At 60.7% G+C, this 12,505-nt stretch carries 9 protein-coding genes and 1 pseudogene; 2 read left to right on the top strand and 8 right to left on the bottom strand.

What is annotated here, in order from left to right; all coding sequences use genetic code 11:
• Positions 1 to 115 precede the first annotated feature (115 nt).
• From ACYCTF_RS13050 to ACYCTF_RS13015, 8 genes and pseudogenes are all read right to left on the bottom strand, one after another.
• The gene (locus ACYCTF_RS13050) at positions 116 to 1,597 is read right to left on the bottom strand and encodes a DUF927 domain-containing protein (protein ID WP_461285006.1); all 1,482 of its coding nucleotides are present in this window, start codon (positions 1,595 to 1,597) and stop codon (positions 116 to 118) included.
• Positions 1,536 to 2,732 (bottom strand): hypothetical protein, encoded by a 1,197-nt coding sequence (locus tag ACYCTF_RS13045; RefSeq protein WP_461285005.1) that lies wholly within the window; start codon positions 2,730 to 2,732, stop codon positions 1,536 to 1,538. The genes ACYCTF_RS13050 and ACYCTF_RS13045 overlap by 62 nt, the downstream gene beginning before the upstream one ends.
• Positions 2,725 to 2,922: a helix-turn-helix transcriptional regulator gene (locus ACYCTF_RS13040; RefSeq protein ID WP_461285004.1), complete on the bottom strand. Its 198-nt coding sequence runs from the start codon at positions 2,920 to 2,922 to the stop codon at positions 2,725 to 2,727. Before ACYCTF_RS13040 ends, ACYCTF_RS13045 begins: the two co-directional genes overlap by 8 nt.
• Before the next feature lie 195 nt (positions 2,923 to 3,117).
• A complete protein-coding gene (locus tag ACYCTF_RS13035; protein WP_461285007.1) occupies positions 3,118 to 3,816 on the bottom strand; it encodes a tyrosine-type recombinase/integrase in 699 nt (232 codons plus the stop codon).
• Between the two features lie 384 nt (positions 3,817 to 4,200).
• Positions 4,201 to 4,452, bottom strand: a pseudogene (locus ACYCTF_RS13030) (Arm DNA-binding domain-containing protein); the annotation flags it as partial.
• An 872-nt stretch (positions 4,453 to 5,324) separates the two neighbouring features.
• Positions 5,325 to 5,597, bottom strand: coding sequence for a HigA family addiction module antitoxin (locus ACYCTF_RS13025; protein WP_114282785.1), 273 nt, complete (start codon positions 5,595 to 5,597; stop codon positions 5,325 to 5,327).
• 11 nt (positions 5,598 to 5,608) lie between these two features.
• Entirely contained in the window at positions 5,609 to 5,887 is a 279-nt protein-coding gene (locus ACYCTF_RS13020) for a type II toxin-antitoxin system RelE/ParE family toxin (RefSeq protein ID WP_461285003.1), read from the bottom strand.
• A 63-nt stretch (positions 5,888 to 5,950) separates the two neighbouring features.
• Positions 5,951 to 6,322 (bottom strand): site-specific integrase, encoded by a 372-nt coding sequence (locus tag ACYCTF_RS13015; RefSeq protein ID WP_461285002.1) that lies wholly within the window; start codon positions 6,320 to 6,322, stop codon positions 5,951 to 5,953.
• A gap of 687 nt (positions 6,323 to 7,009) precedes the next feature.
• On the opposite strand from ACYCTF_RS13015, the gene ACYCTF_RS13010 reads away from it, so the two are divergent.
• Both ACYCTF_RS13010 and ACYCTF_RS13005 read left to right on the top strand, forming a co-directional pair.
• Positions 7,010 to 8,272: a metallophosphoesterase family protein gene (locus tag ACYCTF_RS13010; RefSeq protein ID WP_461285001.1), complete on the top strand. Its 1,263-nt coding sequence runs from the start codon at positions 7,010 to 7,012 to the stop codon at positions 8,270 to 8,272.
• Positions 8,269 to 11,808 carry an ATP-binding protein gene (locus ACYCTF_RS13005; protein WP_461285000.1) on the top strand — a complete coding sequence of 1,180 codons (3,540 nt, stop codon included), beginning with the start codon at positions 8,269 to 8,271 and terminating at the stop codon, positions 11,806 to 11,808. Before ACYCTF_RS13010 ends, ACYCTF_RS13005 begins: the two co-directional genes overlap by 4 nt.
• Positions 11,809 to 12,505: the final 697 nt, after the last annotated feature.

Genomic DNA, 12,505 nt, shown 5'->3' with positions numbered 1-12,505 from the left:
TACTCGCATGAGTTTTTATGACCCAGCGACGTTATATAACAAGGCCCGGCTTTTGTCCAGCCCCCGAAGCCCGTTGATTATCGGGAGGGGCTCGTATTGAGAACTATTACCACATTTAGAATTGCTGTTCCCACAGCCCCTGAGTGTTGCGCTTCTTGAACCCCAGTCGATTCCGAACGTCTTCCGTGCCTTCTTCGTGAATATCACCATTTCCCTGAAGAGGGTCGAACCGACTACCACCGTCTCGCTCAAGGATGCCCTTGATCTGCTCGATGGCCCGCAGATCTTCCATAGCTTCAGAGCCGCCCCGTTCGACGAGCCAGGCGTCGAAGCAACGGCGGATACTGTGATAAGCCTCACTGGGCTCCCAGGGTAAGAGACGCGCTTCTATAGCGGCTTCCCCTATGCCAGCTAGAAGGCCAAACCGTTTGGCTGCTCGACCAATCTGTCCGTCCGCCTCAGAGGGTACCGAGTGCCGCACAAATAGTTCTTGGCATACGAGTACCGTTTCCCTAAAGCGTTCTAAACCCTGATCGGCGGTCAGGTGCTCCAATAGTGCTGGTCCCAAAGCCCCGTAGTGTTGCCCCACCGCCTCGTCAAGACCTATGGCAAACGCCGCTGCCGTAGGGGACGTGTGAAGAGCCTCGAATAAGCCCATCCCTTGGTCCGCGTCAGCCGGAATGTCCAAAAACCGGACCTCTTGCCCTGCCCGGATCTGACGACCGTCCGTCGCAATATGCCGAGCTAAGTCGATCTCCCCTGTGGAGAGAAACAGAAACCGCCAGTGGCTTGTCTGCCGAGCGGCCCCTGAAGTCGTTGCTCTCGTTTTTCCTTCGCCATTGGCCAACATATACACGGTGGCATCTGCCTCGTAACCCTCGCACTGACTGAGTTCATCAAGAAGGAGCACGGTATCGTTACGTTGTACGGCAACCCCTTCGAGCCCGTTGGAGGTCGCTCGCCAAGTTTTTATAAGCGCAGCGGACCCCCATACGCTACCAGCGACTTTGAGGGCTTTCGTTTTGCCTAGGCTACTTGCACCCCGGAGATGGAAGCCTCCATTTTCCTCTCCTAGCGAATTAAGGAGCGGCCCTGCCAAGGCCGTGCATACGGCCAGGACGAGACGGGAGTTGCCTACGCACAAGCTGCCCACGGCAGTATTCCACTCAGCGAGCGTGCCTCGCGTCTCAAATGCCGCCATGTCATGGGGATTGTGCGACTGCAAAATAACTCGTTCGTCCGTCTGACCAAAAGTCCGGCTTGGTAGGACGAACACGTTATCATGCCAGCCCACAGCCATCGTGCATAAAGCCCGAGCAGTAGGTTCTGCGATCGAAAGATAGTTGGTAAGCAAGGCTCGGGCCTCCGACGTTGTGCCCAGCCTTACACCCATATTATTCAGGACCGAGCGAAAATCCCGCCCGTCTCCTGCGAGCATTTCTTGGGGCATAGCCCATTCTTTGACGTGACCGTCGGTATCGGGGAATTCAAGAAGTAGACCCCAGTTCACCGCACCTTCATCTCGCGTCAAAGCCCTAACGTCGAGACGCGACGACACAAAAAACCGTTCGTTCAGGTCGCTTTTCTGTTGCCTCAAAAGTGATGGCCACCCCATCGTCCGAGACATGATACGGCCCGACGTCATAGCTCTCCGAAACTGTCTCTGGTACAGAAGACGGTAGCTGCGTAGGTGCAGAGTCCGCTTGCGCTAGGGCCAACGCGAAATGCGCTGCCGTCCAGCCCTCGTTAACCGCATCAGCGGCATCCCACCCCGCTTCTACCGGGGGCGTGCGGTCTCCAAGTATCGCGACCCCTTCTTCATTGTAATAGGGACTCCAGGCACCGGGCCGAACGATCGTAAGAGATCCTCCGTGACCCTGCCCTATGAGGGTGGTCTTGATATGATCGGCATACTTCTCCCCTGGCTCATCGTGGTCAGGCCAGATAACAATGGTCCGATCTTTGAGAGGTGAGAGATCTGCCTGTTTGACCGCCTGAGCCCCATTCGGCGTTGTCGTTACCACGTAATCCGGAAACAAAGCCGCTGCTGCCGCATCCGCAGCCTTTTCGCCCTCGACCATCAAGATAGGCGCTTCTGGCTGCTGGGTAATGAGGTCCAGGTTGTAGAGGGGCCGTGGCGCGGGTATGCTCCCCACCTTCCACTGCCTCTGACCCGACACCGTTGTCCACAAGGTGAGCGGCCTGATAACCTTGGCGGCGTTTAAAGGATCGGCCCGTAGAACGTAAAAGAGAACCTGCCCCAAGCCATTCTTGTAGGCATAGACAACGCTCGGTCTTCCAAACCCCGGAATAAACGTGGGTAAAGTCACGTCCGCCGGTATAGGGCTGATCAGTACATCCTGTACGGCTAGGGCCCCGTTATTTACGGACACCGTCGGCGCCGTGACGCTTTCTCCCGCAGGGGGTGGCGTGTCGTTGTCGTCCAAAGAGTCTAGAAACGACTGCAATTCTCGGGCAGCAGCCGCTTGCCCAAGACCCTTGATGTAGGCCACATAGCTGACCACATCGCTGCCCTTGACTTCATTATCCGCAAAATCTGCCCATACCCCTGTCTCACAGTTGATGCTAAAGGAGCCGAGATTGTCATCCCGACGCCTTGGGTTATAGGCAACAAATTCCCGGCCTCGCTGTTCCCCGTCGAGCCCAAGCCACGCCGTCACGTCTTCAAGGTGCTCCAGGGCGCGTTCTTTGATCTCCGCGAAATTAGTCATGGGTAGCCCCTTCGATCCACCGGTTGATGTCCTGTTCAAGCCAGGCAACCGACCTTTGACCGACATGCTTGCGGGCCGGGAATTGCCCGTCCTTCATCCACTTGTATACTGTTGATCTGCTAAGCCCCGTTCTGCGCTTGACTTCAGGTAGGCGCAGGAGTACGGGGGGTTGGTGTTCACTTGGCTGCATTTGTTCACTCTCAAGTTACCCTACCCAATCGGTAGTGGCGAATATTTAACGCCTTGTTCTACAAAGAAAAAATTCCTCCCAATTAAGGAAACGGGCGGAATAAAATGGGGGGGGGGGGGGGGATAGGCAAAAACTGGCGTCCGTACGCGGAGAAGAAAGGAGGGGGAATTAACCTCAAAAAAATATTTTACCGCCTCAATCTCCCTCCCTTTCCAAAGCCGTCAACCACGTACTCCAAGCCGTCAAGGCCGCTCGTTTCTCAGTCATATAGTCATGACGGTTATAGTGGCGATTCTGGACCCCACCCAACCCATGGGACCGGATCTGAGCCCGAACATCCGTGTTCACCCCCTGGCTGGCAAGCAAGGTCTCACAGGTGCGGCGTAGGTCTCCGACCGAAAAAGGGGGTATAGCCGTCTGACCATGGACCCAGTCATGCACAAAATGACTGACGCTGCTCTCGACTACCGGCACCCGACCGGTGCTGGTAAAAAGCCACTCACTCCCTAAGGCCTGGGCTTCAGCGACGCGTCGATCAAGAATCCCAGCTGCCTGCGGGGATACCGGTAAAGCGTGGGGTCTGGGTTGCGTCCTGCGGCCTTTGGTATCAAGGAGGGTGAGGACGCCATCCTGATAATCTGTGACCTTAGTCCTCAATAACTGAGCCAACCTTTGCCCTCCCAGGAGCAAGGACACCTGAACGATATCGGACATCAACCCCGGTTGCTGCTGAAGATGCCGCCAGAAGACCGTAAGCTCTGGCGCGCTCAAGGCGCGATTACGCGCCCTGTTGAATTGCGCCATGGCCCCTACATCGGCTACGGGATTGCTCGTAATCTGAAAGGCTACCAAGGCCTGGGGTACCGTAGGATCAGATTCCGCTCGGAGTCCCAAGCTATAGGCGGCTCGTAAGTAGGCTCGTACTTTTCCGGCTGTCCGTCCTTTATTGGCTCCCGTGAGCGCCCTGAGGATCTCGGTTACCTGATTGCGAGTAATCTCATGGGCGGGGGTAGCCGCTAATGCCGGGAATGTCTGCACCACGTGCAGTCTGAGTGCCCGCTGGACTTGGGGGGCGCTCCATTTGTCCCCAGCCTCTAAATGCCGCACATATTCGTCAATCAAGGCGTGAAGGGTATGGCGTCCTACGTTTAATGCGGCCTGCTGAAGTGCCTCTGCCCGTCGAGCTTCTTCAGCTTCCCGCGCCTGACGTTCCCTTTCTTGCGTCCCCAGGTAGGCTCGTACGTCCCCTCCCGGCGCATCTCTTTTTATCGTGGCCAATTCTCGTGCTCTTTGGCGTGCAGCTGCCAAGGAGACCTGTCCTCCAGTCCCATAAGGACCGATAGGGTAACGATGGACGGCCTTAGTCCCTGTGGGGGTATAGACGTAGTACCAGTGAGTCGATGCCGCCGTGATCTTGAGACTCAGCGAGCCTTGTCCTCTTCCTTGGCTTTCCGTAAGCCATCTGCTTGTTTGGGCAGATCGTGCATCTGAAATGGCCGCCTGGATGGCTCGATCGGTGAGGGCGGACATCTTTATCTCTCTTTTGAGCTAAAGCTAAATCCTACCGCAATCCTCTCGTCGGTATCAACGCCAGTATCAACTAGGTATCAACTTCTCGCCTGGCTTTAGGGGCATCCGGACGGACATTCCCGGAAGTGAAAAGTAATAACTCTATGATTTAACGTTATTAATATAAAAACCCGCGAATCTCTACAGACCGCCTAGGGCCGTAAAAGAGAGGACTGAAAATCCTCGTGTCGGTGGTTCGATTCCGCCCCTGGGCACCAATAAAAACAAAGACTTACGACACATCCCGCAAAATCCCATTTTCCCCGTGTAAGCACTATGTAAGCCCTTAGGGCGACTTTGGGGGTCTGGCACGCCTACGGATACGTTCCCTAATGTTCGGAAACGTTATGCTCGTCGCTAGGCGGCTCATCCCCCATCGGGCCCCGGGTTGAGCGCCAATCATAATTACCCGCCCGCCTCGGTTTCGCGGGGGAGACGTGCGGCCAACAATTTCACGAATAAAGCCGGTTCATCGCGTGCGATCTGCATATGCCGCTCGACACCGCCAAGCGCCGCGAAGGCGTCGCGGTCGGTGCTTGCGCCAGGCCATCGGTGATCCGCGCCAGAGCCGAGCGACGAAGAGCACGCGAACGGCGCATGCGGGCGGCTGCCGTCATGGCGGGCTTGAAGACCGGCTTCCGCCCGGCCATGCGTCCCTCTATTTTCGTAACGGTTGCGGAATAGCACATCACGTCTCGGCTTCCTCGATCTTCCGCTTCAGTCGGGTCGCCTCCATCTCTAAAAGGCAAGGTGTCGCTTGGCCTGCCGCCGCAGGTGGTCGCGCCAGCCGTACTCACCCGGTACGCGGTCAGCGACGCGGGCCATCGGGTCTATTATGCGATGCGTCGTACCTTGGGCGGGTTCTTGCCAACCTGCCAAAGGTCGTATTGCGCTTGCTGCACGAGCCAGCTTTCGGCGCTTCCGCCAAACGCCAGGGAGAGGCGCAGGGCCATGGTCGGGGCAATCCCGGTGTGCCCGTTCAACAACTCGGAGAGCGCCTTGCGCGTCACACCCAGGGCCTCGGCCGCATCTGTAACCGACAGGCCCAAGGGTTCCAGGCAGAGCTCCCTTATGGTCTCGCCGGGGTGAGGGGGGTTGTGCATCATGGCAAGCTCCTTCAATGATAATCGAGGTAATCCACATCGTGGGCTTCCGCCCCTTCGAACCGAAAGATAAGCCGCCAATTGCCCGATACGTTGACGGCCCAATAACCGTGCCACGTGCCGCTCAATGCGTGTAGACGTGCCCCCGGCAGGTCCATATCCTCGGGCTTGCTCGCAGCGTCCAGGCGAGCGAGAAGCACACGCAGCCGCTTGGCATGGTCGGCAACTATCCCAGCCTTACTGCCCGTCTCGTAGAACAGCTTGAGGCCCTTGTGCCGGAAGCTCTGGATCATGCCGTCACCTAATGGGTTACAGTATAAGACGTATAGGGAAACGCGCCAAGCCCCTTTGCGAGGTTACAACGCCCGGTCCAGGAGGGCCACGACCTCGGCGCTCTCGCGTACCTTGGCCGCCTTCAAAACACAGTCCTCTATCCGTTCCATGGGGGCGCGCAGGCGCTCCGTGGTGATTACCAGATAGCCGCCGGTCACGTCTCCTTGGGTCTTGTGGTTCACGAGGCGCTTTAAGGCGTAGGCCGGAATGTCCAAGGATTCCGCGATGGCGGCGAAGGTCCGCCGCAGGTCATGGGCCATGAACTTGACGCCGGATGTCTTGGTGATGCTTTCCAGCGAGTAGCGCAGGTTGCCGACCTGCCCGTGCGCGCTGATAAAGACCAGCGGCCCGAGACGTTCGCGGGCCTTCAGCAGGGCCGCCAGATATGGCCCCATCGGCCATGAGGGTGAGGAAATAATCCCGATGGGCGGTATTGCGTAACCGGGTCACGGGCTCCCACCACGCGGCCCGTTGGTGCGGCTGGATCACGCTTTGCCGCCGCGCGACGCGATACCAGGAGCGGGCGCGGGACAAGACCTTTACGGCATTGTCGGTCAGAATGGGGCGGCCTTCGCTGTCGGTGTAACGGCCCGCCGCGAAGGTGAGCAGGGCCCGCAGGTAACGGCCCCACTTGTTCGCGCTGGCCGGTGTCTTCCGGCCTATCTTCCGGTGGCGGGCGAGCACCATGTCCGGGGTTATTGGGGAGCAGGAAGGGGTCGATTCCCACGTCTGGTTATCGTGGCCGAACGGCGTCACCTGCCTGACGGAGTAGGCGCTCGGCCAGCGCGATGGCTATAGAATGACGCTGCTTCGTGCGGAACTCACCGAAGCTGACGACGAGGAAGGCTCGCGCCAGGAGGTAGACGAGCCTCATTTTCGCCGATAGGCTAGTCTCAAAGACCTACGCGAATTCGGTGACCAGGATCGACGAAATGCGCGGGAACCTTAAATCCCAGGGAAGCCGGAGAGGCATAGAACAACGCGGGCGGGCCGGTAACATCGGCGGACGCCATTGCCCGAGCGCAGACAAACGGACCCTGATCCCTTGACTTCCGCCCAATGTGCCATGAGACCACAAAACGATGCGTTTTCTGCACGCCGCTGATTTGCATATCGATAGCCCGCTCCGGGGCTTGGATCGCTATGATGGCGCCCCGGTGGAACGGTTGCGGTCCGCAACCCGCAGGGCCCTGGAAGGTCTGATCGATCGAGCGCTCTCCGAGCCGGTGGACTTTGTTCTGTTTGCAGGCGACATCTACGATGGCGATTGGCAGGATTTTCACACCGGACTCTTTTTTCGCGAACAAATGGTGCGTTTAGATCGAGCCGGTATACGGGCCTTCATCACCCAGGGAAACCACGACGCCCAAGGGGTGATTGCCCGGCAATTAATCCTGCCGCCGAATGTCACGGTCTTCTCGAGCCGCGCCGCCCACACCGTAGCGATCGACGATTTGTCGGTAGCGATCCACGGCCGCAGCTTCCCGGACCGCGCCGTTCCGGAAGACCTTGTCCCCGCTTACCCCGCTCCCGTTCCTGGGTATTTCAATATCGGGGTGCTCCACACAAGCCTCGGCGGCTCATCGCGCCACGACACGTATGCCCCTACGGATGTCGCCACGCTCGCCGCCAAGGGCTATGACTACTGGGCGCTGGGTCATGTTCATGCCCGGGAAGTGGTGTCGGAAAGCGCGCCGCGCATCGTCTTTCCTGGCAACCTTCAAGGGCGACACGCGCGCGAAACGGGACCCAAAGGCTGCGAGCTCGTGATCGTCCTGGCCAATAGAATGGAATCCGAATTCCTCGCTCTGGACGCGGTGCGCTGGCACGACCTCGCCGTCCCCCTGAACCACATCGAGGCCCTGGATCAGATAAGCGGCGCGTTTTGCGAGGCCCTGACCCCAACGCTGGCTGGAGCGGCGGACCGGCTGCATGCTGTGCGCGTCACCTTAACCGGCGTGACGCCGCTTGCCGCGCTCGAGGCCAGCCAGCCTGGTACGTTGGGCGCCGCAGTCAGGGCCGGGGCCCAGGATCTGGGTGACATCGAGGTCTGGATCGAGCAAGTGCGTCTCAATATCACCCCGCCGGGGGATCGGGCGCAGGCCCGCCGGCGAGATGATGCGATCGGTGAACTGATTCGGCTCGTGGATGAAACGAACGCCGATGAGGTCGCGCTCCGCGCCCTGGTTCAAGCCCAGCTCGGCGGTGTGCTGGACGCCTTGCCGCCGGAAGTCGCGGACGGTGACGTTCCGCGCCTGAGCGAGGTCGAGGCTATGCGGCAGCTCTTACGGGACGCGGAGGCCACGGTGCTCGCCCGCTTGGCGACCACGGGAGACGGCGCGTGAAACTTGCCCAACTCCGACTGCAAGCCTTCGGCCCCTTTACCGATGTCGAGCTCAATTTCGTGAGCCCGGGCACGCCTTCGGCGACCGACCTCCATCTGATTTTTGGACTGAACGAGGCCGGGAAGTCCTGCGCGCTGCGGGCCATGATCGACCTGCGCTTTGGGATCCCCTTGCGCAGCCATGATGCGTTCGTTCATGCCCCCGGCGACCTGCGCATCGCCGGGGTGTTCCAAGACACGACCGGACGTGAGCTCGCTTTGATGCGCCGCAAGGGCCGCGGGATAACGCTCTCCTATTTCGATCGCATCTCCGGCCAAGCACTCTCCTCCCCCGAGGTGGGTCGCGAGGAGGAGCAGGCGCTGACCGGGGGCCTCGAGCGTGAGGCATTCGAGGGCCTATTCGGGCTGGATCATGCGCGCCTGCGGGCAGGTGGGCGTCTCCTGCTTGAGGGTCAGGGCGAGCTGGGCGCCGCGCTCTTCGAGGCGAGCGCGGGCACGCGCGGCATTGCCGCGATCCTGACGAAGCTGGACGCGGACGCTAAGGACCTTTTCAACCCCCATGGACGCGCCCAGTCCGCCACCATCAACGCCGCGCGTCTCTTGCTCGAGGAGTCGCGCCACGCCTGGAAGGAGGCGCAAATTCGCCCCGCCGCTTGGCAGGCGCTCTATCGCACGCACGAGGGGGCCCAGGCCGCGCTTGCGGCCCTGGATGAGGCGCTCGCCGCGGCGCGCCGACAGGAAAGCACGCTGACCGAATTACGGACAGTCGAGCCCTTGTTGCGTGAGTACGACATAGCCCAGGCCGAGTTGCGAACACTGGAGGCCGTCCCTGATCTTCCCGACACCGCCCGCGAAGGGCGTCTGGCCGCTGAGCAGGCCTTGGCGCGTGCCGAGACAGATAGACGAGACGCGGAGCAGCAAGAGCGGGGTGCCGACGAAGCCCTAAAACATCTCGTGGTCGAGGCGCCGCTTTTGGAGCACGCCGAGACGATTGAGCGGCTCTTTGCCATGATCGACGGCGTGGCCCGCGCCCGCGTTGCTATGGCGCAACAGGAAGCGGTTATCGCCCAGCTCGATGCAACACAGACGGCCCAGGCGGCGCGCATCGCCCCCGGGCGCCCTCTCAACGAACTGCTCGTCGCCGCGCCATCCGCGGCGGACCGGGCCGCGCTGGATACGCACCTCACGCAACTACACACACTCTCGATGCAGCGGGCGGCTCAAGAGGCCCGGATTCAGGAGCTCGATCAGGCGGAAGCGGTTGCCGGGAACGAGGCGCAGGTCATGCCTGACCGCGCGGCGCGCGAGAGATTGATGCAGGCCTTGAACGAGGCCCGGGGCTTGGGGGACGTGTCTCGGTTTATCGACGGCTCCCACAAATCCATCCGCGCGCTCGCAGACCAGCTACGCCAAGCGCTTTCGGAGATGGGGGTCGAGAACCCGGAGGCGCTAGGCGCCATGCGCCCCCTGCTCGACACCCAAATCGCGAGCACCCGAAGCGCGTCTGCCCATATTGACGAGGAGATGCGTGCATTGCGTACCGAAGATGTCGGTTTGGAGACCGATATCGAACAGCAGCGCCGGCGCCAACGGGAGCTCGCGGCGGTGGGCGAAGTGGTCACAGCCGAGACGCTCCGCTCTGCCCGTGCCCGTCGGGACGAGGGGTGGTCCTTGATTCGGCAGGCCTATGTCGAACGTAGCCGCGAAGCCTCGGATGCGTGCCGCGCCTTTGATGCCGATCAGGCCTTGCCTGAGGCTTTTGAGACCGCGCAGGCCAGCGCGGATCGGCAAGCGGATCTCTTGCGAAGCGATGCGGCCCGTGCCGCGACATACGAGGAATGCGCCGAGCGCATCGAAACTATGGGAGCGCGCCGTGCCCGGATCACCGAGGAGTTGAGTGCCCTGGCTCGCCGCCGTGAAGATGGGCAAGCGGCTTGGTCACGCCAGCTAGCCGATGCCCGATTGCCGGCCCTGGAACCCGATAGCTTGCACGCGTGGCAGATCATGCGCCGGGAAGCCCTCGCCATTGCTGTCCGCCTAGCGGATGCCCGCACGACTCAAGAGCAGATCGAGTCCCGGGCGCTAGCGGCCGGGACCGCCCTTTCGAGCGCGCTCGCGGGGTTCGGATGCCCCCCGCAGGACCAGGCCTTGGCGCCACTCATAACACAGGCCGAACGGCAGGAGGCCCTTGCCATCAGGGTCGAGGCCGAACAAACCGCTCGCGTGCAGGCCGCACAAGCGCGGCAGGCCGACCGGGCGCGGGTGACAAGCCAGGTCCAGGAGACCAAGGCCGCATTAGCCCGCCACCAGGCGGCCGTCCAGGCATGGCATGTCCGTCTTTTCCTGGCGCCGGGCAGCCCGCCGGAGGCCGTAAAGGCGCGGCTTGGCGAATTGGATGACCTTGTACGCGCATCCGAGGCGCTCGCCGAGGCCCGGCATCGCCAGGCTCAAGAGCGCGCCGTTGTCGAGACCTTCGTGGTCCAAACCCAGGATCTCGCGCGCTTATTGGGCGAGCCGGCCCCCGAGCCCACTTTGGCCGAGGATTTGGGGGATCGCCTGAAAAGGCGCCTGACAGCGTCGCAGAGCCAGGATCGGGACCGAAAGGCGCTCCTGCATACTCGCGCTCAAGCGCAAACCGCGAAGGAAAAGGCCGAGGCCGACCGGGGTGCGCAAGCTGACGTCCTGATGCGATTATGTGCCGCTGCGGGAGTCGCGAGCACGAATCTCCTGCCGGACTGCGAAGAGCGGGCGGCCCACAAGCGGCAGACGCGAGCGACCGTAGCGACCTTGCGCCGACAACTGACCCAGGCCTCGAACCGTTCCGAGGACGACTTGCGCGCCAGTCTCGCCGGTCAGGATGCGATAACCCTGGATACGGAACGGGAGCGCTGTCGCGTCGAGATCGCGCGGCTTCAAGAGGAGCAAACCGTGGCTCGCCGTGCGGAAGAAGAGGCCCGGCGCGCCTTGAACGCCATCGACTCCTCGGATCAGGCCGCCCGAGCGCGCGAGGCGATGGAGGCCGCCGCCGCCCGGTATCGCTCGGCCATTCAGCCCTGGGCGCGCCTGAAATTGGCCCATGCCCTGCTCCAGCAATCCTTGAATCGATTCCGCGAGCGCGCGCAAGCACCCATGGTGGCGGCTGCTTCCACGTATTTTTCGCTCATGACCGGTGGTCGTTACCCAAGGCTTGTGGCTGATGAGGTGGACGAAAAGCCCACGCTCCGCGCTGAGCGTGACGATGGCCGGCTCATCGGCGTTGAGGCGATGAGCGAAGGGACCGCCGATCAACTCTATCTTGCCCTGCGCCTCGCGGCCTTGGAACTGAGGCGCGCGTCCCACCCACACATGCCGCTGATCCTCGATGACGTGTTGGTCACGTCCGACGACGAACGCGCCATCCACATTCTACGAGCGCTCGCGCGTTTCGCCGAGGGTGGTCAGGTTATGCTGTTCACGCACCACCAGCACCTCGTCAACCTCGCATTGGCGGCCCTTGGGGACCAGGGGATCGTAACGCACCGCCTGGTTAGGGCTTAAGGCAAAGCTTTTTCTCCAGAACATTAACCACTTCACTTAGAGGGCCCGTAAACACATTGTTGGCCGCAAAGAACTTTACACACTCCACGGCTGCAGGACGAATATTCAAGCCCTTATCGGAGATCCCAGATATATGGTGATGCTCACACAAAACTTTTATTATCGCTTCCGTGATCTCGGTCCCGTGGGGCGACACACCAATCGCCCCTGTACCTAGGTTGCCTTTTCGGACCGTTCTCAAGCCAATTCCACCCTTATCAACGAATTTATTGATCAAGGACCGAACATCCGTGTGTAAATCATCAATGGAATACCTCTTTTTCCCTGCGGCCACTCGCTCCCTATTTACGAATGCGTACCCTTCATCATCGGCGGTGAGGTTTTCCCATAAAGAGTCTCCAAAACGACGGCAATAATTAGCGCTACCTCCAATAAAGTGGCAATTAGTGAATAGTCTATCTATTGCACACAAAGTCGCTCCCTTTTCGCAGAATTCAGCAGCACGTCCTCGGCATGAAGAAAAAGCTGGACACAACCAAAACGGTTTGCTAGCCTTACCGGCATCGCAGTGCGAGGCAAGGGGCAGGGCGGCATGCCGAAGAAACCACGAATCGAGGACGCAGAGACACAAGCCCTTATGGAGGCCGGGACGCAGTCGGTGGAATGGGTGCGTGAGGAGTTCGCCCAGGCCGATCTC

The sequence above is a fragment of the Acidiferrobacter sp. genome (assembly GCF_054609335.1).
Note: the sequence above shows the minus strand (reverse complement) of the source record. Positions and strands in the feature narration are given on the sequence as shown.

Coding starts and splice junctions, on each gene's coding strand:
- ACYCTF_RS13010 (WP_461285001.1), top strand. CDS start 7,010: ATGCGTTTTCTGCACGCCGCTGATTTGCATATCGATAGCCCGCTCCGG.
- ACYCTF_RS13045 (WP_461285005.1), bottom strand. CDS start 2,732: ATGACTAATTTCGCGGAGATCAAAGAACGCGCCCTGGAGCACCTTGAA.
- ACYCTF_RS13025 (WP_114282785.1), bottom strand. CDS start 5,597: ATGATGCACAACCCCCCTCACCCCGGCGAGACCATAAGGGAGCTCTGC.
- ACYCTF_RS13040 (WP_461285004.1), bottom strand. CDS start 2,922: ATGCAGCCAAGTGAACACCAACCCCCCGTACTCCTGCGCCTACCTGAA.
- ACYCTF_RS13015 (WP_461285002.1), bottom strand. CDS start 6,322: ATGGGGCCATATCTGGCGGCCCTGCTGAAGGCCCGCGAACGTCTCGGG.
- ACYCTF_RS13020 (WP_461285003.1), bottom strand. CDS start 5,887: ATGATCCAGAGCTTCCGGCACAAGGGCCTCAAGCTGTTCTACGAGACG.